The following is a 24896-nucleotide window of genomic DNA, read 5'->3' as shown; positions in this document are numbered from 1 at the left end:
TCGACGTGGGAACGATCAGAGGTGATATATGTTTTCACGCTGGATCCCCCGAGCCGCCTCACTGCTGCTCTGCCTGCTCTTCTGGCAACTCGCCGCCAGCCACCACTGGAACCTCGGCCTCGTCACCTTCGCCAACGTCCCAACCCCGCTGGCCGTGATCGAAGCCGCCCTCGGCCTCGGCGACTCAGGCAAGCTCATCCAGCACCTGACCGCCAGCCTCGGCCGGGTCTTCGCCGGCTACCTCGCCGCACTGGTGATCGGCATCGCCCTGGGCCTGGCCATCGGCCGTTCAAAGTGGGCCGAAGACTTGCTGCTGCCGCCACTGGAAGTGTTGCGCCCGATCCCTGCCGTGGCCTGGATTCCACTGGCGATCCTGATGTTCCCGTCGTCGGAACTGTCGATGGTCTTCATCACCTTCACCGGCGCGCTGTTCCCGATCCTGCTCAACACCGTGCACGGCGTCGAAGGCGTCGACCCGCGCCTGATCGCCTCGGCCAAAAGCCTCGGGGCCGGGCGTCGGGCGATCCTGCTGGAAGTGATCCTGCCGGGCGCCGCACCGAGCATCATCACCGGCCTCGCCATCGGCATGGGCACGTCGTGGTTCTGTCTGGTGACCGCCGAAATGATCTCCGGCCAGTTCGGTATCGGTTACTACACCTGGGAGTCCTACACCATTCAGAACTACGCCGACATCGTGGTCGGCATGTTGCTGATCGGCGTGTTGGGCATGGGCAGCAGCCTGCTGATCAAACGCCTGGGCGGGCTGTTCACGCCCTGGCACCGACCACGAGGAAAAGCCTGATGAGCGTGATGCAAACTCCGGAAGGGCGGATCGACATCCGACAGTTGTCCATCGTCCTTGGCGAAGGCCCGCAAGCCTTTGAAGCGGTGCAGGGCCTGGATTGCCAGATCGAGCCGGGCCAGTTCGTGTGCATTCTCGGCCCGTCCGGTTGCGGCAAATCAACCTTGCTCGGTGCGCTGGCCGGGCATCTGCAGCCCCATGGCGGGCAGTTGAAAGTCGATGGCGCCGAAGTGTCTGGCCCGTCACCGCAGCGCGGCATGGTGTTCCAGCATCACACGCTGTTCCCGTGGCGCACCGTGCGCGACAACGTTGCCTTCGGCCTGAAAATGCGCGGCATCGGCAAGGCCGAGCGCCATCGCGCCGCCGACGACATCCTCAAACTGGTCGGCCTCGAAGGCTTCGCCGAACGCTGGCCCGATCAACTTTCCGGCGGCATGCAGCAACGGGTGGAGATCGCCCGGGTGCTGGTCAATCGCCCCCGGCTGTTGCTGATGGACGAACCCTTCGGCGCACTGGATGCGCTGACCCGACTGAACATGCAGGAACTGCTGCTGGATATCTGGACGCGAATTCGCACCACCGTGGTGTTCGTCACCCATGACATCGATGAAGCGCTGTTCCTCGCCGATCGCTTGCTGGTGATGAGCGCACGGCCGGGGCGAATTATCGAAGACTTGCGCCTGGATTTCCCCCGGCCACGCACCACCGAACTGGTGACCAGCCACGAGTTCTCGCGCCTCAAGCGCCACTGCCTCGACCTGCTGCGTCACGACAACGACCGACCGCTGCCGCGCCTCAATCCGCTCGGTTTGCCTCCTGAAAACTCCTTGCCGCGATTTGCCCTATGACCTCATTTTTTGCTGTGACCGATAACGACGACATTCTCGCCCTGCAACCGCGCCTGACCGCCGATGACGCCGGTGTGCGGCGGATTGCCCTGATCGATCTGGCCGACCTCGAAGAGCCGGACGGTCTGCTCTGGCTGGTCGAGCGCCTGGCTGAAGACCCCGCCGAAGAAGTGCGTGCCGAAGCGGCGCGTCTGTTGGAAGCCTGGGAAGACGAGCCGGTGGTTGAAGCGCTGTGCCAGGCGCTGACGGATCCATCGCCGGCAGTGCAAGCCGCTGCGGCGCAGAGCCTGAGCCTGCTCAAGACCGAAGCCGCGGGCAGGGTGATTCTGCCGTGGACCAGTCATGCCGAAACCGGCGTGCGTATAGCCGCGTTCCGGGCCTTGCGTGAATTGCGCTTCCCCGGCGCTGCGTCGTCCGCGATTCAGGCGCTGAACGATGCCGATGCCAGTGTGCGCCGCGAAGCCGTCGGCGTGCTCGGCTGGCTCAAGCAGCTCGACGCACTGCCGGCCCTGGCCCGATTGGCGAGTGATGATCCGGACACTGAAGTACGTCGCGCCGCCACCGGCGCCTTGGGCCTGGCAAGTGATGCCGAGGTGCTGCCCGCATTGCGTCAGGCCCTGCAGGACCAGGCCTGGCAAGTGCGCGAAGAAGCCGCGACCACCCTCGGCAAGGTCGGCCATACCGACGCCGGGCCGGCGCTGATCGAAGCCTTGGCCGACGACTACTGGCAAGTGCGCCTGCGCGCGACCCGCAGTCTCGGGCGCCTCAAGTACGTCGCTGCCCTCGACGCCTTGATCGACACCCTCGGCCATCGCATCAGCAACCTGCGCAAGGAAGCTGCGCTGGCCCTCGGCGAACTGAATGATCGCGGGGCCGTGGCTGCATTGCAGGCCGCGCAAGACGATGGCGACCCTGAAGTGCGCAAGGCCGTTAGGATTGCCTTGAGTCAGCTGCAATGAATCCGCTGTCGGTTGGCAATTCCCAAAGTGAGCACCGGTTGCGGCTGCGCTGGCCGGATGGCCGCGAGCAGTTGCTCGACCATGCCGAACTGCGCCGCCAATGCCCGTGCTCGCAATGCCGGGCGTTTCGCCTGCGGGGCTCGCCGCCAATGGTTGACCCGCGTGTGCGGGTCATCGAATTGAACGCTCAGGGCTACGGCCTGCAACTGGTGTTCAGCGATGGTCACCAGCGGGGGATTTTCCCGTGGGCCTATCTGGCGCAGCTGGAGGGGATCACTGGCCCGCCGTCATCGCCGGCCGGCAGCCATGGAAAATATCCAGCCCCGGCTGATACAGCGACGTCCTGACCTCGAACAACCCGAGCACCGAATGGAACAGGTTGTCATGGCTCAGATCCGGCTGGCTGCTTTTACCTTGCAGGCAGCCACGGTCGATGCCGAGTTGCGCCAGGGTGTTGTTGCCGAACCACATCACCATCGGCACATGGGTCTGGGCTTCCGGCGCCAGCGCATAGGGCGCGGCGTGCAGGTAGAGGCCGTTCTCGCCCAGTGATTCGCCATGGTCGGACACGTACAGCATCGATGTATCGAGGTGGTCCTGATTGCGTTTGAGCAACTCGATCACCTTGGCCAGGAAATGGTCGGTGTAGAGGATCGTGTTGTCGTAGACGTTGACCAGTTCGTCACGGCTGCAACTGCCCAGCTGGTTGGTGTGGCAGATCGGTTTGAAGCGCTCCATGTCTTTCGGATAGCGCTCGTAGTATTCCGGGCCGTGGCTGCCGTCGGCGTGCAGAACGATGATCGCGTTGCCCTTGAGGCTGTCGATGTAGCCTTGCAGGTCGGACAGCAACGCCTCGTCGAGGCAGTTGTTGCCGTCGCAGAACGGCCCCGGCTGGTTCTTCGCAATGTCGCGGTTCGGTACGCGCAGGCAGGTGCCCTTGCAGTCGCTGTTGTTGTCCAGCCACAGCACCTGCACGCCGGCCCGTTGCAGGATGTCCAGCAGGCCTTCGTAGGTTTTGCCTTTCTTGTCGCTGTAGTCCTCGCGCGGGAACATCGAGAACATGCACGGCACCGACACCGCCGTCGAAGTGCCGCAGGAATGCACCTTGGTGAAATTGAGGATGTCGAGTTTGCTCAGCTCGGGATTGGTCTCGCGCTCATAACCGTTGAGCGAGAAGTGGTCGGCCCGGGCGGTTTCGCCGACCACGAACACCATCAGCGATTTCTTCTCGCGAGCGGCTGCCTTGGCGCTCATCACTGCGTCTTCGCCGATGGCCTGCACCACGAAATGCTTTTTGATCCCCAGCCGCTGCTTGGTGTATTTGCTGATCGCGTAGATGTAGTTGGTCGGGTTGATGAAGTGGGTGAGCTTGTCTTCCTCGCGAAAGATCGGCGCGTAGGTCGAATAGAACGCGCCCACCGAAGCGCCGATCACCAGCACGCAAGCCGCGATCACCAGAACCTTGTTCAGCAAACCCCGAAAGAACGGCCGATAAACCACCGGCCAGCGCCAGATCAGCACGGCTGGCAACACGCCGAGCAACAGCACGTAAGCCAGCAATTTGCCGCTGAACAGCGCCGTGGCTTCCCCGGGATTGGTTTCGAACACGTTCTGGATCATCACCGTGTCGATGGTGATCCCGTATTCGTTCATGAAATACGCCGCGCAGGCCGAGAGCAGGGCCACCAGCGTCAGCACCGGTTTCAGCGTCCAGCGAAACGAGATCAGCGTCAGCAGCAGTGTGATCGCCGCCCAGAGAAACAGCCCGAAGGACGCGAAAAACGCCAGTTTGTGCACGCCTTGCAAGGTGATCAGCGTTCCCAGCGCCTTCCAGGTCGCCAGGTTGTACAGCGCCACCAGTGCCAGCGAAAACAGCAGCACCAGGCGGGTCGGAGTGATGGACGGTAAACGCAGTCCTTTGCCCAAAGCCATTTCGATACTTTCCTCTACGTCAGTCGAAAACCCATACGGTTACGCGCGTAACTGTAGAAGAGCATTGGTAAAAATTCCGTAAACATCCGGTAACAAAATCACGGTAAGTGCAAAAAATGTGGGCGCCAGCAGGCCGGCTCCCACGGGAGGTTTGCGGCGGGTCAGAAGGATTTGCTGACGCTGGCGACGACCGTCGCCGTGCACACGTCCTTGAAGCCCCAACTGCTCAGGCACTGGCTCTGCGAGAGGTCGGTGTCGATGTAGCTCAGGCCCAGCACCATGCCGGCCAGGCTGTGGGTCAGTTTGACTTCCCACTCCCGGTAGGACTCTTCGCTATGCCCGGACGCCGAATACATATGCGGGTCCTTGAAGTCCATGTTGCCGTAGCGCAGCTTCAGCCCGGAATCCAACGGCAGTTCGGTTTCATAGCCGATGTAGCTGTAGAGCGAACTCTGTTTGCTGTCGATGCCCGGCGCGTCACTGGAGTAATAGGCCGCGAGTTTCACGCCGTAGGCGCTGAGAATCGAGTACACCTCGCTCTGGTTGAACTGGCTCTCCTTGGGATACGCGTATTTGATGCAGCCCAGATCCAGGCTCACGGCCTCGGTCGCCTGCCACAGCCAGCCGGCGTAGTAATCGACTTCCTGACGGGTTTTCAGGCCACCGCCGAAATCGACGTTCGAGCTCCACGCGCCCAAGTACAGACCGCTGCTGTGGGCAAGGGTCAGGCCGGCCTGTACGGCCGGGTCGTTTTGGGTCTGGGAGATGCCACGGGTGCGGTAATCGCTGGCCAGGGTCAGGTCGACCAGCACTGCGAAATCATCGTTCAGGGGAATCGCGTGGCTGCTCAAAGGCAGCAGGCTCAAGGAAGTGAGGGCGAGCAGGGGCAAGGCTTTCATGTGAAGTCCCGTTGTTGTGGTTGTTATGGGGCGCGCGGAAGCCTGTGGGAGCTAGCCTGCTAGCGATTGCGGTAAGTCAGGCGACATATGAGTTGAATGTCAGACCGCAATCGCCAGCAGGCTGGCTCCCACAAGGAAGCTGTGTTGCTAGAGGGTAGGGGCGTAGACCTGACGGCCGGCGAACCAGGTTTGCAGGACCTGGGTGTCATGCAGGGTCTTGTCGTCGACGCTGAACACGTCGCGATCGAGCACGATGAAATCGGCCTGTTTGCCGGGGCTCAGCGAGCCGATCTGTTGTTCCAGGCCGATGGTCCGCGCGGCGTTGGCGGTGTAGGCGTAGAACATGGTTTCGCGGTCCAGGCGTTCGTCGGCGTTGAGCACGCCCAGCGGCCCGGTGCGGGTGATGGCCTGGGCCATGGCGTTCCACGGGTTCGGCGAGGACACCGGCCAGTCGCTCGCGCCGGCAATCGTCGCGCCCTGCTTGAGCAGCGAATGCGCCGGGTATTGATAGCGAAAGGCGAGGGCGCTGACGTAAGGCTTGATCATGTCGGTGGTGTAATCGTCGGCGCTGGCCCACAGCAGTTGCATCGAAGCGATCACGTTCAGCGGTTTGAAGCGGGCGAACTCCTTCGGGTTGACCATTTGCAGGTGCGTGATCGAGTGCGTCACGCCGCTCTGCCGATCCTTGCGCGCCTGGGCGATGCCGTTCAGGGATTCGCGCACCGCACGGTCGCCGATGGCGTGGATGTGCACCAGCCAGCCGCGCTGGTCGATGGCGCTGACCAGTTCGCCGAAGTGCTGCGGATCGATCAGCAGCTCGCCCTGTTTGTGCGAGTTGCTGTAGGGATCGATCATCGCCGCGCTCTGGGCCGGGTATTCGATCACGCCGTCGGCGAAGATCTTGATCCCCGGCAGCGTCAGGTTGGGAATGCCCTGGAACTGTTGGCGAACCTTGTCGAGGGTGTCGAGATCGGCCGGGACGCTTTTCGGGTTGGCCACCAGCAGCGCGGCGACGTGGGCGGTCATGCCGCCGCTGTCCGACAGGGCTTTATAGGCCGGCAGCACGCCGACGGTTTTCTCGGTGGGCTTGAGGGCGAACACTGGCTCGCCCGGTGCGGCGTTGGCGGCGGGGTCCATCCACGCGGTGATGCCGAGGCTGTTGTTGAAACGCACCGCCGATTGCGCAGCCTTGAGCATGTCGGCCGGGCTCGGCACCGGCATTTTCGAGGCGACCCGATCCCAACCGGCGTCGACCACAAAGCCGTTCGGTTCACCGTTGGCCAGTTTGCCGATGGTGTCTTTTTCCGCATCCGGAAGGGTTTTCAGCAGCGCGGCGTCGATGCCCGCACGCTTGAGCATCACGTTGTTGGCCCACGCCGTGTGGTGGTCGCTGCCGGTGAACACCACCGGTACGTCGGCCCATTCGCCGTTATTGAAGATTTTGCCCAGCGCTTCAGCCTTGGCCCAATACGCCGAACTCATGCCGGCCACGCTTAATACGTCGCCATGCCGGGCCTTGCCGTCATCGCGCCAGCCGCGCAGGCGTTTTTCCAGTTCATCCAGACTGACCACGTCGTCTTCCATGTTGGCCGAGACCATTTCCAGCCCGCCGAAAATCGCGTGGGAATGGCTGTCGATCAGGCCGGGCATCAACGCCTGGCCTTTGAGGTCGATCACCTGGGTGCCGGGCTCGATCAAGGCCTTGATCTGCGCATCCGTGCCGACCTTCAGCACCTTGCCGTTCTCCACGGCCAGCGCCTGAACCTTCGGTTGAGCGCGGTCGGCGGTGAAAATCTTGCCATTGAGCAGCACCAGATCGGTGGCGGCCATGGCTTCCATCGAGGCAAAACTCATAGCAGCGATCAGCAGATTTTTTGTGAAATGCGGGATGAATCTTTTCATTGAACATTTCCTTGTTATTGCGTCTGATGGCCAGATTAGTGGCTGCCAACGCCCGACAGAACGCCTCCCTCACGAAAAACGTTTTTGCCTGAATGGAAAAAGCATGGACAAGCTCGGTGCACTGAAAATGTTCGTGGTCACCGCGCAGCTCGGCAGTTTCAGCCGCGCTGCCGAGCAACTGGGCAAGACCCCGTCGGCCCTGACCAAAGCGGTCAATCATCTGGAATCCGAACTCGGCGCGCGGCTGTTCGAGCGCAGCACGCGGCGGATTCTGCTGACTGAAATCGGTCGTCTGTACCTGGAAACCGCACGGCAAGTGCTGCAACGGCTGGACGAGGCCAGCGAAGAAATCGAGCAGTTGCAGCACGGTCTGCGCGGCAGCCTGAAAATCACCGCACCGCTGGCTTACGGGCGGGCATTTCTCGATCAGGTGTGTGACGGCTTTTTGCAGCAATACCCGCAGATCAGCCTGCAAGTGGATTTGTGCGACGAGTTCGTCAATCTGCTGGAAAGCGGTTACGACCTGGCGTTGCGCGAGGGGCACGATGATTTGCCGGGGCTGATTGCGCGGGTGGTCGGCAGCAATCGCCTGGCGCTGTGCGGCAGCCCCGAATACCTGGCGCGCAAGGGGGTGCCGGTCACACCGCAAACCCTCGATCAACATGAATGGCTGCTGTACCGGCATCCGTTGCTCAGCCGCGAATTCTGGTGGGCCGAACGCGACGGCCAGCGCCTGAGCCTGGCGCAACCGGCGGCGCCGCTGTTGCGCAGCGACAATTACGATTTGCTGCTGGCCAGCGCTCTGGCCGGACGCGGCTTGCTGCACACGCCGCTTTGGAGCGCCGCGCCATACATCGCGGATGGGCGACTGGTGCGGGTCATGGCTGATTACGAGATCGACCCGGACAGCTTCGGGCCACATATTCTGGCGGTGTACCCGAGTCATCGACGGGCGACGGCCAAGGTTGTGGCGTTTATCGACTACATCGCGGAGTTTCTGGCGGAGCGCGGTTTGAGCTGACTCCGTGCTTCTGATCGTTCCCACGTCGAGGCGTCGAACCGTCCGCGTGGGAATGCAGCCCGTGACGCTCCGCGTCACTGGACGCGGAGCGTCCCTAGAGGCATTCCCACGCAGGAGCGTGGGAACGATCATCCGTGAGGGGTTCTGGCGGAGCGGGATTCGAGCTGACTGGCGGTGCTTGTCAGGAAAATTCCACAGGAGTACAAATGTACTCCATGACGACTCTGACTCCCCGCCGTACCGCCATCCTGACCTTTATCCGCGAACGCATCGCCGAACACGGTCAGCCCCCAAGCCTCGCTGAAATCAGCGAGGCTTTTGGTTTTGCCTCCCGCAGCGTGGCGCGCAAGCATGTGCTGGCGCTCACCGAAGCCGGGTTCATCGAGGTCAATCCGCATCAGGCCCGGGGCATTCGCCTGCTCGGGCAGCCGGCGCGGCCGGAACTGCTCGAAGTCCCGGTGCTCGGGCGGGTGGCTGCCGGTGCGCCCATCGGCGCCGATGCCGACCTGCACAATCGGCTGATGCTCGATCCGGCGCTGTTCTCCCGCACGCCCGACTACATGTTGCGAGTGCAGGGCGATTCGATGATCGAGGACGGGATTCTCGACGGCGATCTGGTCGGCGTGCGGCGCAACCCCGAAGCGCTCAACGGCCAGATCGTGGTGGCGCGACTCGACGGCGAGGTCACCATCAAACGCTTCGAGCGGATCGGCGATGAGGTTCGCCTGTTGCCGCGCAACCCGGCGTATCAGCCGATTGTGGTGCGGGCCGATCAGGACCTGGCCATCGAAGGGGTGTTCTGCGGTCTGGTGAGGCAAGGCTGATGGGTGCCGTCGTTGCGCTGGATACGCTGTTCAATGGCGGCCAGGTCTGGAAGGGCCGGCCTGCGCCACCCGCCGCCAGCCCGCAACCCACCGGGCACGCGGCGCTGGACGCAGCGTTGCCCAGTGGCGGCTGGCCGGAAGCGGCGCTGAGCGAAATCCTCCTGGCCGGGCCCGGTGTTGGCGAATTGCAACTGGTGTGGCCGACGTTGGCGCGGCTGTCGGCGGCGGGCGAGCGCATCGTGCTGGTGGCGCCGCCGTTCGTGCCATACCCGCAGGCGTGGGCCAATGCCGGGGTCGATCTGCGCCAGTTGTCGGTGATCCAGGCCAGCGAGCGCGATGCGTTGTGGGCAGCGGAACAATGCCTGCGTTCGGGCAGTTGCGGCGCGGTGCTGTGCTGGCCGCACAAGGCCGATGACCGCGCCTTGCGCCGTTTGCAGGTGGCGGCGGAAACCGGCCAGACCCTGGCGTTCGCGTGGCGACCTTTGAGCGAAGCGGTCAACCCGTCGCCGGCCGCGCTGCGGATTGCCATCGATGCCCGCCCGGCGCAATTGCGCGTGCTCAAGTGCCGGGGTGGTCTGGCGCGCAGCGCACCGATTGCCTTCACCGTGGGGCATTGAGGTCACCATGCGCTGGGTTTGCATTCTGTTCCCGCAATTGGCCCTCGACGCTGTGCTGCGTCAGCGCCCCGACCCCGAGCAACCGTTGGCGCTGCTCAGCGGCCCGGCCCAGCGCCGGGTGCTGCAAGCGGTCAACCCGGCGGCGCGGGCACTGGGCTTGCGTCCGGGGCAGTCGATGACGGCCGCGCAGGCCATGAGCAAAGGGTTTGCCACCGTCGATTACGACGCGGCCGAGGTCGAGCACTGGCAGCAGTTTCTCGCCGCCTGGGCCTATCGTTTCAGCGCACAGGTCAGCGTGCATTACCCGCGCACCGTGGTGTTCGAGATCGAATCGAGCCTCGGGCTGTTCGGTTCCTGGGCGCAGTTCGAGGCGCGGTTGCGTACCGAGTTGACCGAGCTGGGCTTTCGTCACCGCATCGTCGCCGCGCCCAATCCGGTGGCGGCGCGGGTGTTGGCCAACGCCTATGACGGATTGGTGGTGCCCGACGGTGAAGCCCTGCGCCATCACCTCGGGCAATTGCCGGTCGACCGCATCGGGCTTGAGCCGAGCGTGGCCACGGCGCTGTCGCGCATGGGCCTGCGCAACCTTCATCAGGTGCAGAACCTGCCGCGTCAGGCCCTGGCCCGGCGTTTCGAGGCACCGATGCTCAAGCATCTGGACACGCTGTTCGGCGCACGGCCGCTGGCGCTGGCGTTCTACCTGCCGCCGGACCGTTTCGACGTGCGCATCGAACTCAATTTCGACGTGCAGTCCCATCAGGCGCTGCTGTTCCCCTTGCGCCGCCTGACGTCCGATCTGGCGGCGTTTTTGTGCGGGCGTGACAGCGGCGTGCAGCGCTTCGATCTGCACCTGGAACATGCGGGGCTGCCGGACACATTGATCAAAGTCGGCCTGCTCAGCGCCGAGCGCGATCCGGCGATGCTCTTTGAACTGGCCCGTGGCCGACTGGAGCAGGTGCAGGTCGAAGCCCCGGTGCGCGGTTTTCGTCTGCGCGCCGAGGATCTGCCGAGTTTCGTGCCGCAGTTTCAGGAACTGTTCGACGACCGCCCGCAGCAGACCTTGCCCTGGGAACAACTGCGCGAACGCCTGCGCGCACGGCTGGGGGATGAAGCGGTACAGGGCCTGCGTTTTCAGGCCGATCATCGCCCGGAGTGCGCGTGGCAGAACGCCGATGACAAACAACGTTGCCCCGCATTGCCGGGCGTGCAGCGTCCGGGCTGGTTGCTGGGCGAGCCGCAGTCCGTGCCGGAAGGTTCGGCGCGCATCCTCATGGGGCCGGAACGCATCGAGTCCGGCTGGTGGGACGGTGACGACGTGCGCCGCGACTATTACCTGATCCAGAACCGCGCCGGCCAGCAAGGCTGGGCGTACCGGGCAGTGGGTGAGGGCGGTCCGTTGTGGCTGCAGGGCTGGTTCGCGTGAACCAGGGTTATGCCGAACTGCACTGCCTGTCGAATTTCAGTTTTCAGCGCGGTGCCTCCAGTGCGCTTGAGCTGTTCCAGCGCGCGAAAAAACACGGCTATCAGGCGTTGGCGATCACCGATGAATGCACCCTGGCCGGGATCGTCCGTGCCTGGCAGGCGGCCAAGTCCGTTGAGTTGCCGCTGATCATCGGCAGCGAAATCCGCATCGAGCACGGCCCGAAACTGGTTTTGCTGGTGGAGAACATCGAGGGATATCAGGCGTTGTGCGGCTTGATCACCCAGGCTCGACGGCGCACGCAGAAAGGCCAGTATCAAATACTGCGCGAGGATTTCAGCGAGCCGTTGCCGGGATTGCTGGTGCTGTGGGTGCCGGATGCGGTCGATGAGGTGGAAGAGGGCCGCTGGCTGAAACAGACCTTCGGCGAAAGACTGTGGCTGGCGGTGCAGTTGCATCGCGGGCAGAACGATCAGCAACGGCTGGTTGCACTGCTGAGTCTGGCGGACGAGCTGCAAGTTCCAGCCGTGGCCAGCGGTGATGTGCACATGCACGCCCGTGGTCGGCGGGCCTTGCAGGACACCATGACTGCGATCCGCCATCACGTTCCGGTGGCCGAAGCCGGGTTGCGCCTGCACCCCAACGGCGAGCGGCATTTGCGCAGCCTCGATGTGTTGAGCGAGTTGTATCCGCAAACCTTGCTGGACGAATCGGTGAAACTGGCTCGCCGCTGCACCTTCGATCTGAGCGAGTTGCGCTATCAATACCCCAAAGAGCTGGTGCCCGAGGAACACAGCGCCAGTTCCTGGCTACGCCACCTGACCGAAGAGGGCATCGCCTGGCGCTGGCCGCAAGGCGCACAACCCAAGGTGCTCAAGCAGATCGACGATGAGCTGGAGCTGATCGCCGAACTCGGCTACGAAAGCTACTTCCTCACCGTGCACGACGTGGTGCGCTTCGCCCGGGAGCAGAAGATCCTCTGTCAGGGCCGGGGTTCGGCAGCCAACTCGGCGGTGTGTTTCGCCTTGGGCATCACCGAGATCGACCCGGACCGCACGACGCTGCTGTTCGAGCGTTTCATGTCGAGGGAGCGCAACGAGCCGCCGGACATCGACGTGGATTTCGAGCACGAACGCCGCGAAGAAGTCCTGCAATACGTGTTTCGTCGTTATGGTCGCCGTCGTGCGGCGCTGACGGCGGTGGTCAGCACCTACCACGCTTCCGGCGCGATCCGCGATGTGGCCAAGGCGCTGGGGCTGCCGCCGGATCAGATCAATGCGCTGGCCGACTGCTGCGGCCACTGGAGCGATCAAACGCCGCCCGTGGAGCGCCTGCGTGAAGGCGGTTTCGACCCCGAAAGCCCGCTGCTGCACCGGGTACTGAGCCTGACCGGGCAACTGATCGGCTTCCCCCGGCACCTGTCGCAGCACCCTGGTGGTTTCGTGATTTCCGAGCAACCGCTGGACACGCTGGTGCCGGTGGAAAACGCCGCCATGGCCGACCGCACGATTATCCAGTGGGACAAGGACGATCTCGATGCGGTCGGCCTGCTCAAGGTGGATATCCTCGCCCTCGGCATGCTCAGCGCAATCCGCCGCTGTTTCGACCTGCTGCGCCGTCATCGCCATCAGGACCTGAGCCTTGCGTCCATCCCGTCTGAGGATCGCCCGACCTACGACATGATCAGCCGCGCCGACACCATCGGCGTGTTCCAGATCGAGTCCCGGGCGCAGATGTCGATGCTGCCGCGCCTGCGCCCGCAAACCTTCTACGACCTGGTGATCGAGGTGGCCATCGTCCGGCCGGGGCCGATCCAGGGCGGGATGGTTCATCCGTACCTGCGCCGCCGGAACAAGGAAGAAGAGGAAACCTATCCGTCACCGGAGCTGGAAGTGGTGCTCAAGCGCACCCTCGGCGTGCCGCTGTTTCAGGAACAGGTGATGCAGATCGCCATCGTCGCCGCCGACTACAGCCCTGGCGAGGCCGACCAGTTGCGCCGTTCCATGGCCGCGTGGAAACGCCACGGCGGGCTGGAGCCGCACAAGGAACGGCTGGCCGCCGGCATGAAGAAAAACGGCTACAGCCCGGAATTCGCCGCGCAGATCTTCGAACAGATCAAGGGCTTCGGCAGCTACGGTTTCCCTGAATCCCACGCCGCCAGTTTTGCCTTGCTGACCTATGCCAGTTGCTGGCTCAAGTGCCACGAACCGGCGGCGTTCGCCTGTGCGCTGATCAACAGCTGGCCGATGGGTTTCTACAGCCCGGATCAGATTCTTCAGGATGCGCGCCGGCATCATTTGCAGATCCGTCCGGTGGACGTGCGCGCCAGTGACTGGGATTGCAGCCTGGAGCCGATTGCCGGCGAGCAGCCGGCCATCCGCATGGGCCTGCGGATGATCAAGGGCTTTCGCGAGGAGGATGCGCGGAGCATTGAAAGCGCTCGGGCGAGGGGCGCGTTTGCCGATGTCGCCGATCTGGGCGAACGCGCCGGGCTCGACAGTCGCGCCCAGGCGCTGCTGGCGGATGCCGGCGCGCTTCGCGGCCTGGCCGGGCACCGCCATCGGGCACGCTGGGAAGTGGCCGGGGTGCAGAAACAGCTCGGGTTGTTTGCCGGGTTGCCGAGTCAGGAAGAGCCGGATGTGCTGCTGCCGACACCGAGTGTCAGCGAAGACCTGTTCACCGATTACGCCACCCTCGGCACCACGCTGGGGCCGCACCCGCTGACGCTGTTGCGTGACGAGTTGCGGGCGCGGCGCTGTCGCAGTTCCCGGGAGTTGCTGGAGGTCGAGCATGGCCGGCCGGTCAGCGTGGCGGGGCTGGTGACCGGGCGTCAGCGGCCGGGCACTGCCAGTGGCGTGACCTTCGTGACCCTGGAAGACGAATTCGGCAACGTCAACGTGGTGGTCTGGCGCGATCTGGCCGAGCGTCAGCGTCAGGTGCTGGTCGGCTCGCAACTGCTCAAGGTCGATGGCCGCTGGGAGCGGGAAGGCGAGGTGCGGCATCTGATCGCCGGACGCTTGAGTGACCTCAGCCCGCTGCTCAACGGAATTCGGGTGCAAAGCCGCGATTTCCACTGACACCCACAAGAATGTGATCGTTCCCACGTCGAGGCGTCGAACCGTCCGCGTGGGAATGCATACCGTGACGCTCTGCGTCACAGTGGACGCGGAGCGTCCATGGCGGCATTCCCACGCAGAGCGTGGGAACGATCGGTAGCTGACGGCAACTGGCTGATTTGAAAGCCAATTTGCTGACGTCAAAAAAACCTGTCCTCACTGATGGCACTTTGGCATAATGCCGCCCCTTTCCCGATCCCCCACAACATCACCGTGCGGGGACACATCGAATTTCAGAAGGAATGCACAGTGAGAATGATCTCCCGGATGTTGGTCTCGGGCGTTGCGATTGCCGTCCTCGGCACCCTGGCCGGTTCGCTTTCCGGTTGCGCCACCGAAAGCTCCCGCGCATTGCCGGTGGCCAAGGTGGAAAGCGCCTCCCAGGCCTGGTCCGGTGTGCGTATCCCGATGGCCGTGGGCAAGTTCGACAACCGTTCGAGCTACATGCGCGGGATCTTCTCCGACGGCGTCGACCGTCTCGGCGGCCAGGCCAAGACCATCCTGATCACTCACCTGCAGCAGACCAACCGTTTCTCGGTGCTCGATCGCGACAACATGGGCGAAATCCAGCAGGAAGCGGCGATCAAGGGCCAGGCCCAGCGTCTGAAAGGCGCCGACTACGTGGTCACCGGTGACGTCACCGAGTTCGGCCGCAAAGAGACCGGCGATCATCAACTGTTCGGCATTCTCGGCCGTGGCAAGACCCAGGTCGCCTACGCCAAGGTCAACCTGAACATCGTCAACATCAGCACCTCCGAAGTGGTGTATTCGACCCAGGGCGCCGGCGAGTACGCCTTGTCCAACCGCGAAATCATCGGCTTCGGCGGCACCGCTGCCTACGACTCCACCCTCAACGGCAAAGTCCTCGATCTGGCCATGCGCGAGGCGATCAATCGTCTGGTTGACGGCATGAACGCCGGTGCCTGGAAACCGGGCAACTGATAGACGCCCATCGCAAGGAGCAACACACCATGAATCTGTCCCTGTCCCGGTCGCTGATGGTCTTGACGCTGACTGCCAGCGCCTTGCTGGCCGGCTGCAGCAGCCCGCAAACCCTGTACCAGTGGGAAGGCTACCAGCCACAAGTCTACGAATACTTCAAAAGCGAAACGCCGAAAGAGGCCCAGGCCGAAGCGCTGGAAGCCGATCTGCAAAAGATCCGTGCCAGCGGCAAGCCGGTACCGCCGGGTTACCACGCTCATCTCGGTCTGCTGTACCTGAGCATGGGCAAGGACGATCAGATGGTGCAGCAGCTGCGCACCGAGAAGACCCTGTTCCCCGAGTCCGGCACGTACATGGATTTTCTGCTTAAAAACGCCAAGACCGGAGACGCCCAATGATCTCGCGCGTCCTGAAATTGCTGGCCGCAGGTCTGGCGCTGACCGTTCTCGGTGGCTGCGTTGCACCGAAGACCGTGGACTATTCGGCGTACAAGCAAGCACGGCCGAAATCCATTCTGGTGCTGCCGCCGCTGAACACCTCGCCGGACGTCAAGGCGTCCTACAGCCTGCTGTCGCAAGTGACGTTCCCGCTGGCCGAAGCCGGTTACTACGTGCTGCCAATCACCCTGGTCGACGAGACATTCCGCCAGAACGGCCTGACCACGCCGGATGACATCCATGCGGCACCGGCCAACAAGCTGCAGGAAATCTTCGGTGCCGACGCGGCGCTGTACATCACCGTCAGCGAGTACGGCACGCGCTACATGGTGATCAGCAGCGAAACCGCCGTCACCGCGAGCGCCAAACTGGTCGACCTGAAAACCGGCGTCACCCTGTGGACCGGAGCGGCACGGGCGTCGAGCGAGGAGGGCAACAACAGCAACGCCGGCGGCCTGATCGGCATGCTGATCACTGCGGCGGTGAAGCAGATCATTAACAGCTCCACCGATGCCGGCTACCCGATTGCCGGCGTGGCCAGCAATCGACTGCTGTCGGCCGGGCACCCGGCGGGCCTGCTGTACGGGCCACGGTCGCCGAAGTACGGCTCTGATTAAGCAAACGATGTAAATCCCTGTGGGAGCGGGCTTGCTCGCGAAAGCGGTGGTTCAGTCAGCATCCATGTTGAATGACAGACCGCCTTCGCGAGCAAGCCCGCTCCCACAGGGGCAATGTGTTCATCCGATGATTTATTTGGCTGCCGGCCAGAACCGCTCGCCACCCCCCGGCGCTTCCGTCCACGCTTGCAACGAGCGGGTCGGCAGATCGAAGTAATCCCGGGTCCGCGCGTAACCATGACCGCCCATGCGCCCGATCGCATCCAGCCCCAATTGATCGATGTACAGGGTTTTCGGGTCGATCAACTCGTCGCGCACATGCGCCATCAACACCTCGCCAAAAATGATCTCCCGCGATTGGCCGATGTTCAGCGCCATCATCCGCCGACACTCCAGTGCCACCGGTGCTTCGCCGATTCGCGGGCATTTGACCGAGGTTCCGGGAATCGCTGTCAGGCCCGCTGCGGTCAACTCATCGAAGCCCGGCGCGAATGGCACGGCGCAGACGTTCATGGCTTCCACCAATGCATCGCTGACGATGTTGACGGTGAATTCCTGGTTCATCTGGATATTGCGCGTGGTGTCCTTGGGGCTCTGGTCGCCGTAGTTCTCGACGCCGAGCGCGAGAATGGGCGGGTCCGCCGACAGCGCATTGAAGAAGCTGAACGGCGCGGCGTTGACCCGGCCCTCGGCATCGATGGTGGTGACCAGAGCAATCGGACGTGGCACCACGCTGCCGATCAGAATCTTGTACTTTTCCCGTGGGCTCAGTTGGCTGAAGTCGAAGCTGTGCATGGCAGTGTTCTCTAAAGAAGTGGATCGATGGCGCTCAACGGCGCTTCGGCGCTGTAGTCGTCGGCGAACGGAATGGCCGGCTGGAACAGGGTTTTCCAGTCCGGTCGGCCAAAGGCCCGGTCGCTGTGGCTGCGCATCAGTTTTTCGTATTGGCGTTGGGCCTGGCGTTGCAGAGTGGGGTAGTCGACGCCGTTGACCTGACCGTCGTGCATCACGCAGCGACCGTCGATGAAACTGGCGATGCAGTCGTCGCCGCGCCCGGCCAGCAGCAGGTTTTTCAGTGGATCGAACAGCGGCCCCAGGTGCAGGCCGCGCAGGCTGAACACGGTGATATCAGCCTTGGCGCCGGGGGCCAGGCGACCGAGGTCGTCACGGCCCAACGCCTTGGCGCCGCCGAGGGTCGCGGCGTTATACAGATCGAGGCTGCTGGTCAGCGCCGAGCCGCCCTCCATCAACCGGGCGATGTTCAAACCGTGGCGCATGTTGGCCAGCAAGTCCGCCGGCCAGGTGTCGGTGCCGAGGGCGAAGTTGATGCCTTTGGCGCGATAGCGGCCAAACGAATTCAGCGCCTCGCCGTCTCGGGCGAACACCAGCGGGCAGTGCACCAGACTCGCGCCGCCGTCGATGACCCGCTGCAGATCGTCATCGCCCGAGGTGTAGATGCCGTGGGGCAAAAGGCTGCGCGGGTTGAGCAAATCAAGCTGCTGCAACCAGCCCAGCGGCGAGGTGCCGCGCAACTGTTCGACCATCGCCACTTCACCCAGCGCCTGACAGCAATGCAGGCGCATCGGCGCGTTCAGTTCGCGACTCAATGCGGACGTGCGCTGAAGCAGCGCCGGGGTGCAGGTCTGGATGCGATCCGGCAGCAGCGCACCGCGAATCAGCCCGGCATGCGCACCATCGAAATCCTTGAAAAACCGTTCGGCCGCATCCAGTCCCGCCAGGCCCCGAGCCTCATCCCAGTGATGGGCGAGAGTGCCGTCGGCGCGCCAGTAACTCATGCCGCTCATGTAGCAGGGGCCGAGATAGGTGCGCAGGCCCAGTTCGCCCGCCACATCGGCGACCGCCGCGAACTCGTCGTAGGTCTCCGCCCATTCGCGGTAGTACATCGAGGTGATCGGCATCGCCGTGGTGATGCCGTTGCGGATCAACTGGGTGAAGGCGTAGCGGTATTTGAAGACCTCTTCTTCGGGGCTGAACGACTCACTCGGGCCGGCCGCCAGATACTCCGCCGACCACATCCGGCCCATGGCGCGTTCGTCGCCGTTGTCCAGAGTCAGTACAGTGGAATCGAGATCGCCGAGGGCATCCAGGTCGATGAAGCCGGGGCCGATCAGCGCATTGCCGTAGTCGATCCACTGGTCCACCGGCCCTGGGTAACCGCGCCCGACAAACTCGATGCGCGAGCCGGCAAACACCACTTCACCGTCACGCCACAGCACATGCTGCGTGCCGTCGAAGCCGACCACGCAACTGGCCTTCAGGCCGATGCGTTTCACAGACGGCTGCCCAGCAGGCGACCGCCGCTGGCGATCAGTTCGCCGCCGCGATAGACCTGACGTACTGGCCGTGCGACCACCGCTTCACCGAGCGTTTCGACCGGCATCAACAGAAAGTCTGCCGGCCGGCCGATTCCAAAACCATACTCTTCAACACCCAATGCGCGGGCACCGTTCACAGTCGCCGCGTCGAACGCCGCCGCCAGTTCATCGTCCTTGCCCAAATCAAAACGGAATGCCAGCAACATCGCCCGTTCCAGCATGTCGCCATTGCCCATCGGCGACCATGCATCACGAATGCCGTCGGAGCCGAGGCACACGTTGACGCCGGTTTCACGCAGCGCCAGAAACGGTGGAACCGCGCAATCGGCCGGCGCCGAACTCATCAGCGAAATCCCCAGCGCCGCGAGGCGTTCGGCGACCGGTTTGACCTGGCTCCACGGCAACATGCCGAGGCAATAGGCGTGGCTGATCATCACCCGGTTCTGCAGGTTGAAACGCTCGGTGTAATCGGCGATCCGTGCGATCTGCCAGAGGCCCAGTTCACCCTTGTCATGCAGGTGAATGTCGACGCCACGCTGGAATTCACTGGCCAGCTTGAATACGAAATCCAGTTGCGCGATCGGGTCGTTGTCGATGCCGCACGGGTCGAGCCCGCCGACGTTTTCCACGCCCAGGGCCATGGCTTCGCGCATCAGTTCGGCGGTGCCGGGGCGGCTGATCAGGCCGGTTTGCGGGAACACCACCAGTTGCAGGTCGATCAGGTCGTTGTAGGTTTCGCGCAGTTGTTGCATGGCCTCGACATGGCGCAGGCCGAATTCCGGGTCGATGTCGACGTGGCAACGCATGGTCAGCGAACCCCGGGCGATGCAGTTTTCCAGCAGGGCGCCGGCGCGTTCGGCGATCGGCGCTTTCACTTCGCGCAATACGCGGCGCTCGTTGCTGATGTAGTCCTTGAGCGTCGGGCCGGCGCTGTTCGGGCGCCAGGGTTGGCCGTACAGGGTTTTGTCGAGGTGGACGTGGCTTTCCACCAGCGGGGCGGTCAGGAGCTGGTTCTGGCCGTCGATGTCGGTGGCGGCCAGCGGGGTGTTCGAGGCCGGGCGGCGTTGGGTGAACTTGCCGTTTTCGATCAGCAGGTCTTCGGCGGGGGCGCCGTAGGGGCGGATGTTTCTGAGCCAGCGGGGGTGGGACATGGGAACCTCGGTGTTCTTTGAAATTTTTTTCCCTCACCCTAGCCCTCTCCCGGAGGGAGAGGGGACCGAATGGGGGATATTGAAGAGCTACGCCGACGTGAACGATCTACTTCGAATCCATAATCGACTCGATCTCTGAATCCATAATCGACCAGGTCTCTGAATCCATAATCGACCAGGTCTCTCAGGTCGGCGGACGGCCCAAGACACCTCGGTCAGTCCCCTCTTCCTCCGGGAGAGGGCTAGGGTGAGGGGGCTCTCCAGGTCGGTCTGGGTTGTCGGCGTTCAGATAAAACCAGCGATCCACGATCAGCCTTTGAGCTTCGACCAAATCCGATCCTGCAGCTCCCGCGCCTTGTTGCTGCATTCCTTCTCCGGCCGCAGTCGCGAGGCGTATTCCTCGGGCATGTTGATCGCGTCCATGACCTTCCATTTCGCATCCAGCAACTGATCGCTCTGAATCCCGTTGGCATAGGCAATCGCGTTGGACACGGCCGCCGCGTTTTCCGGTTTCATCATCCAGTCGATAAAAATCTTCGCGTTGCCCGGATGCGGCGCGCTTTTCGGTACGGCGAAGTTGTCCTGGAACATCGCCAGGCCTTCTTTCGGATACACGTACTTGATGGTGCTCTTCTGCAACGTGGCGCGGGCCGTCGAGCCGTTCCAGTTCTGCATCATGATCACTTCGCCCGAGGCCATGCGGTCGACGGTGTTGTCGGAGCTGTACATCTTCAAAAACGGTTTCTGCTTTTGCAGCAGTTCGAGGATGCGCTTGGCGTCCTGCGGGTTTTCCGTGCATTCGTCGACGTTCAGGTAATGGCTGGCGGCGTTGATCACGCTGCTGGAAGTGTCGAGGGCGGCGAGCTGGCCTTGCAGTTCCTTGCGCGGTTCGAAGAATTCTTTCCACGAGTCGTCGAGCTTGCCGCCCGGCACCCGGGCGCTGTCATAAGAGAACCCGGTGGTGCCCCACAGGTACGGTGCCGAAAACTTGCGGCCGGGGTCGAAGCTCGGGTCGCGGAACGGGCCTTTGACGTACTGGAAGTTGTTCAGGGTCGGGGCGTCGATTTCCAGCAGCAGGTCCTGCTTGATCAGCGTCTGCATGATCGACTGCGACGGCACGATCACGTCATACGCGGCGCCGCCGGCCTGCAACTTGGCGAGCAGGGTTTCGTTGCTGTCGTAGCCGTCCATGGTGACCTTGATCCCGGTCTCCTTTTCAAACTTGGCCAGCAGGTCCACCGGGTAGTAATCGGTCCAGTTGTAGAAGAACAATTGCTTGGGCTCGGCGGCGTGGGCGCTGAACGCGGTGAAACAACTCAGGGCCAGACCGGAAATAGCCAAACGCATGCTTTTGGTTTTCATGAACAGAGCGCTCCAGGTTTATTGTTGTTTGCCGCGTTGGCCGAGCCAGAAGGCCAGCACCACCAGCACGATGGAAATCACCAGCATCAGGGTCGAAATCGCGTTGATCTCAGGCGTTACGCCGGCCTTGATCGCCGAGAAGATGTACACCGGCAACGTGGTCGAACCGGGCCCGGCGACGAAGAAGGTCATGATGAAATCGTCGAGGCTGACCACGAACGCCAGCACCGAACCGGACAACACCGCCGGCCACAACAGCGGCAAGGTCACGCGGCGGAACACCTGCCACGGGTTGGCGTACAGATCGTTGGCGGCTTCCAGCAGGCTCTTGTCCAGATCGTTCAGGCGTGCGCGGATCGGCAGGTAGGCGAACGGAATGCAGAAGCCGATGTGCGCGACGATCACTGTCATCAGCCCGAGCTTGATTCCCAGCGCCATGAACAGCAGCAGGGTAGCCACGGCGGTGACGATTTCCGGCAGGATCAGCGGCAGGTTGATCCCGCCTTCGACCATTTTCTGTCCGTAGAACGGCCGGTAAGTCGCCAGCGCCGCCAGCAGTGCAATCGTCGTGGCGCACACGGTGGCGATGGTCGCGACGATGATCGAGTTCAGCGCCGCCGTCTGGATCGACGGGTTGGCCAGGATCCGTCCGTACCAGGCGAACGAAAACTCGGTCCATACCGTCGCCGAGCGGTTGGCGTTGAAGCTGTAGGCGATCAACACCAGGATCGGCACGTACAGGTAGGCGAGGATCAGCAGGCTGATTTCCCGGGTCGCCGGGAGTTTTTTCAGGTGCAGAGAGATCATGCTTTCGCTCCCCGGTTCAGGGTTTTCGCCGCGCTGCGGCTGTAGAGGGCGTAGAGCACCAGTGACAACAGCAGAATCCCCAGCAGCAGGAACGACAGCGAACTGCCCAGCGGCCAGTTGCGGGCGGTGCCGAATTGCTGCTGGATCAGGTTGCCGATCATCAGGGTCTTGCCGCCGCCGAGGATCGCCGGGGTGATGAAGGCGCCGAGGCTCGGCACGAACACCAGCAACGCGCCGGCAATCACCCCGGGCATCGACAGCGGCAGGATGATCCGGCGCAGCGCATGCCAGCGGTTGGCGCCCAGGTCATAGGCGGCTTCCACCAGACGCCAGTCGAGTTTTTCCAGGGTCGAGTAGATCGGCAGAATCATGAACGGCAGGAAGCTGTAGACCAGACCGACGCTGACCGCGAAGTCGTTGTAGAGCAGGGTGATGCCGCCGGCACTCGGGAACAGCGCGTTGAGGCTTTGAGCGACCCAGCCCTGTTCGCGCAGGATGATCAGCCACGCGTAGTTGCGGATCAGCAGGTTGGTCCAGAACGGAATGGTGATGAGCAACACCATCAGGTTGCGCCGACGCGGGGTCAGGCTCGACATCCACAGCGCCACCGGAAATCCGAACAGAAAGCACAGCACCGTGGTGCCGCCGGCCTGGAACACCGAACGCAACAGCGCCTGGGCGTAGACCCAGTTCAGTTCCAGTTCACCGTCGAAACCTTCCTGGAAAAACAGCTGCACGTAACTCTGCAGTTGCCATTGGGCCTGCCAGTCGACGCCGCCGTAGGTGTTGCGCGGCAGCAGGCTGATGTAGCCCATGATGCCCAGCGGAATGGCGATCAGGGCGAGCAGGGTCAACACCACCGGGCTGAGCAACAGCGCGCGGTTGAGGGAGGGGGAAGTGCTGCTGACGCTCATCTCAGGCCTCCATCAACAGGCAGGCCTGGGGCGGCAGATGCACCGCCACGCGCTCGCCGACGGCACGACCACGGTTCAGGCCTTCGTTGTTTTCCCGCAGCATGACTTTGATGTCGTTGTTCAAGCGGCACTGGTACAGCGTCGCGGTGCCGACATACAGCACCGCCTCGATTACCCCGCGCAGATGATGTGGCTGATCCGCTGTGACCAGTTGCGAGCGCTCGGGCCGAAATGCCAGTTGCACGCTGCTGCCATTGACGCCTTGCGGCGGGCAGGGGATTTCCACTGGCATGCCGTTCGGCACGAAGATGTTTTCGTTGTGCTCGCCGCGCTTGAGCTGGCCGGGGAGAAAATTGATGTCGCCGATGAACTGGGCGACGAAGCGGTGCTGAGGACGTTCATAGATGTCGGTCGGGGTGCCGATCTGCAGGATCTTGCCGGCGGACATCACCGCGATTCGGTCGGACAGGGTCAGGGCTTCTTCCTGATCGTGGGTGACGAAGATGAAGGTGATGCCGGCTTCTTGCTGCACGCGTTTGAGTTCGACCTGCATTTCCTTGCGCAGCTTCAGGTCCAGTGCCGACAGCGGCTCGTCGAGCAACAGCACTTTCGGCTTCGGCGCCAGGGCCCGGGCCAGAGCCACGCGTTGTTGCTGGCCGCCGGATAATTCCGCCGGTTTGCGCCCGGCCAGGTGCTCCATCTGCACCAGCGCGAGCATTTCATCGACCCGTCCCGGAATTGTCTTGCGATCAAGACCCTGCATCTCGAGGCCGAAGGCGATATTCTGCGCGACACTCATGTGCGGAAACAGCGCGTAACTCTGGAACACCGTGTTGACCCGACGCTTGAACGGCGGCAGGTGATTGACCGTTTCGCCCGCCAGACGGATCTCGCCGTCGCTGACGTGTTCGAAACCGGCGATGGTGCGCAGCAGGGTGGTCTTGCCGCAGCCCGAGGGGCCGAGGAGGGTGAAAAACTCGTTGTCGGCGATGTTCACCGATACGTTGTCGAGGGCAGGCGCCAGGCCAGGATCATCAGAATACCGCTTGGATACGTTACGCACTTCAATGGCTATTGGCTGACCCATAATGGTGCAATCCTCTAATTATTGTATGCAATATCTGAATGCAATTTAGAAATACCCGGATTAATCTGCTTGCGCAACCCCCCATTTCCCTGACTGAGTCGTTCGTCGGGCAGCGTTGCCAGCATTGAAGGAGTTTTTGAATGACCGAGAAGAAAACGGAAACCACGGTCGACCGCGTCTACCAAGGGGTTTACGAGGCAATCAGCAAGCGTTCGCTGCGTCCGGGGATGAAGCTGGGCGAGGCGTCGCTGGCGGAATTGTTCAATGTCAGCCGCACGTCGGTTCGTGCCGCGCTCAAGCAATTGGAGGCCGACGGACTGGTCACCACCGAGCCCAATAAAGGTGCGTCGGTGTCGTTGCCCAGCGATGAAGAGATCCGATCGCTGTTCGAAACCCGGCGCCTGATCGAGATCGGCATCGTCACCGAACTGTGCCGACGCAAGGACTCTGCGGTGATGCAGGACCTGCGCGATCACCTGCTGCTGGAAGACGAAGCCCACGAAGCCGGCGATCACGAGCGGCTGATTCATTTGCTCGGCGAGTTCCACATCAAACTGGCCCGCAGCCTCAACAATCCGGTGTTGCTCGACTGGTTCCAGAAGCTGATCTCCCGCGCCTCGCTGTACGCCGCCGCGCTGGATGACGACAGCCACGAAGCCTGCCGCGACGACGAACACCTGCGGCTGATCGAGTACATCGAAGCCGGCAACCAAAGCGCGGCGATCGAGCTGACCTGCATGCACCTGGACGGCATCCAGAAGGCGATCCTCGACGTCGCTGCGAAAATGAAGACCGGCTACCATCCGCTCAAACACCTGATCGGAGTGTGAGCGTCGAGCCAGGGTGAAATCGGCTATACCTCTAATGAAACCATCGCTGCCCGACACGCTCGAAACAGACGGG

General features: G+C 62.9%; 22 protein-coding genes and 1 pseudogene. 13 read left to right on the top strand and 10 right to left on the bottom strand.

Going from position 1 to position 24896, the window contains the following annotated elements; translation table 11 throughout:
- Positions 1-28: 28 nt before the first annotated feature.
- The 4 genes and pseudogenes from LOY31_RS16280 to LOY31_RS16265 form a co-directional block, all read left to right on the top strand.
- Positions 29-802: an ABC transporter permease gene (locus tag LOY31_RS16280; RefSeq protein ID WP_085654177.1), complete on the top strand. Its 774-nt coding sequence runs from the start codon at positions 29-31 to the stop codon at positions 800-802.
- Positions 802-1650 carry an ABC transporter ATP-binding protein gene (locus LOY31_RS16275; protein WP_085603153.1) on the top strand — a complete coding sequence of 283 codons (849 nt, stop codon included), beginning with the start codon at positions 802-804 and terminating at the stop codon, positions 1648-1650. Before LOY31_RS16280 ends, LOY31_RS16275 begins: the two co-directional genes overlap by 1 nt.
- Entirely contained in the window at positions 1647-2609 is a 963-nt protein-coding gene (locus LOY31_RS16270; RefSeq protein WP_085603155.1) for a HEAT repeat domain-containing protein, read from the top strand. The genes LOY31_RS16275 and LOY31_RS16270 overlap by 4 nt, the downstream gene beginning before the upstream one ends.
- A pseudogene (locus LOY31_RS16265) lies at positions 2606-2875 on the top strand (DUF971 domain-containing protein); the annotation flags it as partial. The gene LOY31_RS16270 and the pseudogene LOY31_RS16265, both read left to right, overlap by 4 nt.
- 7 nt (positions 2876-2882) lie before the next feature.
- Here LOY31_RS16265 and LOY31_RS16260 read toward each other — a convergent pair.
- The 3 genes from LOY31_RS16260 to LOY31_RS16250 all read right to left on the bottom strand — a co-directional run bounded on the left by LOY31_RS16260 (position 2883) and on the right by LOY31_RS16250 (position 7342).
- Positions 2883-4541: a phosphoethanolamine transferase gene (locus LOY31_RS16260; RefSeq protein WP_258711851.1), complete on the bottom strand. Its 1659-nt coding sequence runs from the start codon at positions 4539-4541 to the stop codon at positions 2883-2885.
- A gap of 161 nt (positions 4542-4702) precedes the next feature.
- Positions 4703-5440 carry a TorF family putative porin gene (locus tag LOY31_RS16255; protein WP_258711850.1) on the bottom strand — a complete coding sequence of 246 codons (738 nt, stop codon included), beginning with the start codon at positions 5438-5440 and terminating at the stop codon, positions 4703-4705.
- A 147-nt stretch (positions 5441-5587) separates the two neighbouring features.
- Positions 5588-7342, bottom strand: coding sequence for an amidohydrolase (locus tag LOY31_RS16250; RefSeq protein ID WP_258711849.1), 1755 nt, complete (start codon positions 7340-7342; stop codon positions 5588-5590).
- A gap of 103 nt (positions 7343-7445) precedes the next feature.
- Between LOY31_RS16250 and LOY31_RS16245 the strand changes: the two genes are divergently transcribed.
- The 8 genes from LOY31_RS16245 to LOY31_RS16210 all read left to right on the top strand — a co-directional run bounded on the left by LOY31_RS16245 (position 7446) and on the right by LOY31_RS16210 (position 16336).
- Positions 7446-8363 carry a LysR family transcriptional regulator gene (locus LOY31_RS16245; protein WP_207982940.1) on the top strand — a complete coding sequence of 306 codons (918 nt, stop codon included), beginning with the start codon at positions 7446-7448 and terminating at the stop codon, positions 8361-8363.
- 206 nt (positions 8364-8569) lie between these two features.
- A complete protein-coding gene (gene lexA / locus LOY31_RS16240; protein WP_039768874.1) occupies positions 8570-9187 on the top strand; it encodes a transcriptional repressor LexA in 618 nt (205 codons plus the stop codon).
- Positions 9187-9804, top strand: coding sequence for a translesion DNA synthesis-associated protein ImuA (imuA, locus tag LOY31_RS16235; RefSeq protein ID WP_011334534.1), 618 nt, complete (start codon positions 9187-9189; stop codon positions 9802-9804). The genes lexA and imuA overlap by 1 nt, the downstream gene beginning before the upstream one ends.
- A 7-nt stretch (positions 9805-9811) precedes the next feature.
- Positions 9812-11227: a DNA polymerase Y family protein gene (locus LOY31_RS16230; RefSeq protein ID WP_085603173.1), complete on the top strand. Its 1416-nt coding sequence runs from the start codon at positions 9812-9814 to the stop codon at positions 11225-11227.
- Positions 11203-14301 (top strand): error-prone DNA polymerase, encoded by a 3099-nt coding sequence (locus LOY31_RS16225; protein WP_221534868.1) that lies wholly within the window; start codon positions 11203-11205, stop codon positions 14299-14301. The genes LOY31_RS16230 and LOY31_RS16225 overlap by 25 nt, the downstream gene beginning before the upstream one ends.
- 294 nt (positions 14302-14595) lie before the next feature.
- Positions 14596-15282 (top strand): CsgG/HfaB family protein, encoded by a 687-nt coding sequence (locus LOY31_RS16220; protein ID WP_162130490.1) that lies wholly within the window; start codon positions 14596-14598, stop codon positions 15280-15282.
- A gap of 29 nt (positions 15283-15311) precedes the next feature.
- Positions 15312-15680: a DUF4810 domain-containing protein gene (locus LOY31_RS16215; RefSeq protein WP_258711848.1), complete on the top strand. Its 369-nt coding sequence runs from the start codon at positions 15312-15314 to the stop codon at positions 15678-15680.
- Positions 15677-16336, top strand: a complete 660-nt coding sequence (locus LOY31_RS16210) for a DUF799 domain-containing protein (RefSeq protein ID WP_258711847.1) — start codon at positions 15677-15679, stop codon at positions 16334-16336. The genes LOY31_RS16215 and LOY31_RS16210 overlap by 4 nt, the downstream gene beginning before the upstream one ends.
- A gap of 132 nt (positions 16337-16468) precedes the next feature.
- On the opposite strand, the gene LOY31_RS16205 is transcribed toward LOY31_RS16210, so the two are convergent.
- From LOY31_RS16205 to LOY31_RS16175, 7 genes are all read right to left on the bottom strand, one after another.
- Complete coding sequence (locus LOY31_RS16205) at positions 16469-17131, bottom strand: flavin reductase family protein (RefSeq protein WP_085603179.1); 663 nt, start codon at positions 17129-17131, stop codon at positions 16469-16471.
- A gap of 11 nt (positions 17132-17142) precedes the next feature.
- Positions 17143-18630 (bottom strand): amidohydrolase family protein, encoded by a 1488-nt coding sequence (locus LOY31_RS16200; protein ID WP_221534870.1) that lies wholly within the window; start codon positions 18628-18630, stop codon positions 17143-17145.
- Complete coding sequence (locus LOY31_RS16195; RefSeq protein WP_221534871.1) at positions 18627-19823, bottom strand: amidohydrolase family protein; 1197 nt, start codon at positions 19821-19823, stop codon at positions 18627-18629. The genes LOY31_RS16200 and LOY31_RS16195 overlap by 4 nt, the downstream gene beginning before the upstream one ends.
- A gap of 309 nt (positions 19824-20132) precedes the next feature.
- Positions 20133-21185 carry an extracellular solute-binding protein gene (locus LOY31_RS16190; protein WP_221534872.1) on the bottom strand — a complete coding sequence of 351 codons (1053 nt, stop codon included), beginning with the start codon at positions 21183-21185 and terminating at the stop codon, positions 20133-20135.
- Positions 21186-21203: 18 nt separating this feature from the next.
- On the bottom strand, positions 21204-21992 hold the full coding sequence (locus tag LOY31_RS16185) for an ABC transporter permease (RefSeq protein ID WP_007959453.1): 789 nt from the start codon (positions 21990-21992) through the stop codon (positions 21204-21206).
- Positions 21989-22906: an ABC transporter permease gene (locus tag LOY31_RS16180; RefSeq protein ID WP_007959454.1), complete on the bottom strand. Its 918-nt coding sequence runs from the start codon at positions 22904-22906 to the stop codon at positions 21989-21991. Before LOY31_RS16180 ends, LOY31_RS16185 begins: the two co-directional genes overlap by 4 nt.
- A 1-nt stretch (position 22907) precedes the next feature.
- Positions 22908-23993 carry an ABC transporter ATP-binding protein gene (locus LOY31_RS16175; protein ID WP_096819984.1) on the bottom strand — a complete coding sequence of 362 codons (1086 nt, stop codon included), beginning with the start codon at positions 23991-23993 and terminating at the stop codon, positions 22908-22910.
- 140 nt (positions 23994-24133) lie between these two features.
- Here LOY31_RS16175 and LOY31_RS16170 point away from each other — a divergent pair, with 140 nt between their 5' ends.
- A complete protein-coding gene (locus LOY31_RS16170; protein ID WP_085603191.1) occupies positions 24134-24823 on the top strand; it encodes a GntR family transcriptional regulator in 690 nt (229 codons plus the stop codon).
- Positions 24824-24896: the final 73 nt, after the last annotated feature.

This window comes from Pseudomonas sp. B21-021, assembly GCF_024749205.1.
In the GTDB taxonomy this organism is placed as follows: Bacteria; Pseudomonadota; Gammaproteobacteria; order Pseudomonadales; family Pseudomonadaceae; genus Aquipseudomonas; species Aquipseudomonas paraglycinae.
This window is presented reverse-complemented; position numbering and strand designations above follow the sequence as displayed.

Excerpts from the sequence above, each read along its gene's own strand:
- LOY31_RS16280 (WP_085654177.1), top strand. The coding sequence starts at position 29 with ATGTTTTCACGCTGGATCCCCCGAGCCGCCTCACTGCTGCTCTGCCTG.
- LOY31_RS16275 (WP_085603153.1), top strand. The coding sequence starts at position 802 with ATGAGCGTGATGCAAACTCCGGAAGGGCGGATCGACATCCGACAGTTG.
- LOY31_RS16270 (WP_085603155.1), top strand. The coding sequence starts at position 1,647 with ATGACCTCATTTTTTGCTGTGACCGATAACGACGACATTCTCGCCCTG.
- LOY31_RS16260 (WP_258711851.1), bottom strand. The coding sequence starts at position 4,541 with ATGGCTTTGGGCAAAGGACTGCGTTTACCGTCCATCACTCCGACCCGC.
- LOY31_RS16255 (WP_258711850.1), bottom strand. The coding sequence starts at position 5,440 with ATGAAAGCCTTGCCCCTGCTCGCCCTCACTTCCTTGAGCCTGCTGCCT.
- LOY31_RS16250 (WP_258711849.1), bottom strand. The coding sequence starts at position 7,342 with ATGAAAAGATTCATCCCGCATTTCACAAAAAATCTGCTGATCGCTGCT.
- LOY31_RS16245 (WP_207982940.1), top strand. The coding sequence starts at position 7,446 with ATGGACAAGCTCGGTGCACTGAAAATGTTCGTGGTCACCGCGCAGCTC.
- lexA (WP_039768874.1), top strand. The coding sequence starts at position 8,570 with ATGTACTCCATGACGACTCTGACTCCCCGCCGTACCGCCATCCTGACC.
- imuA (WP_011334534.1), top strand. The coding sequence starts at position 9,187 with ATGGGTGCCGTCGTTGCGCTGGATACGCTGTTCAATGGCGGCCAGGTC.
- LOY31_RS16230 (WP_085603173.1), top strand. The coding sequence starts at position 9,812 with ATGCGCTGGGTTTGCATTCTGTTCCCGCAATTGGCCCTCGACGCTGTG.
- LOY31_RS16220 (WP_162130490.1), top strand. The coding sequence starts at position 14,596 with ATGATCTCCCGGATGTTGGTCTCGGGCGTTGCGATTGCCGTCCTCGGC.
- LOY31_RS16215 (WP_258711848.1), top strand. The coding sequence starts at position 15,312 with ATGAATCTGTCCCTGTCCCGGTCGCTGATGGTCTTGACGCTGACTGCC.
- LOY31_RS16210 (WP_258711847.1), top strand. The coding sequence starts at position 15,677 with ATGATCTCGCGCGTCCTGAAATTGCTGGCCGCAGGTCTGGCGCTGACC.
- LOY31_RS16205 (WP_085603179.1), bottom strand. The coding sequence starts at position 17,131 with ATGCACAGCTTCGACTTCAGCCAACTGAGCCCACGGGAAAAGTACAAG.
- LOY31_RS16195 (WP_221534871.1), bottom strand. The coding sequence starts at position 19,823 with ATGTCCCACCCCCGCTGGCTCAGAAACATCCGCCCCTACGGCGCCCCC.
- LOY31_RS16190 (WP_221534872.1), bottom strand. The coding sequence starts at position 21,185 with ATGAAAACCAAAAGCATGCGTTTGGCTATTTCCGGTCTGGCCCTGAGT.
- LOY31_RS16185 (WP_007959453.1), bottom strand. The coding sequence starts at position 21,992 with ATGATCTCTCTGCACCTGAAAAAACTCCCGGCGACCCGGGAAATCAGC.
- LOY31_RS16180 (WP_007959454.1), bottom strand. The coding sequence starts at position 22,906 with ATGAGCGTCAGCAGCACTTCCCCCTCCCTCAACCGCGCGCTGTTGCTC.
- LOY31_RS16175 (WP_096819984.1), bottom strand. The coding sequence starts at position 23,993 with ATGGGTCAGCCAATAGCCATTGAAGTGCGTAACGTATCCAAGCGGTAT.
- LOY31_RS16170 (WP_085603191.1), top strand. The coding sequence starts at position 24,134 with ATGACCGAGAAGAAAACGGAAACCACGGTCGACCGCGTCTACCAAGGG.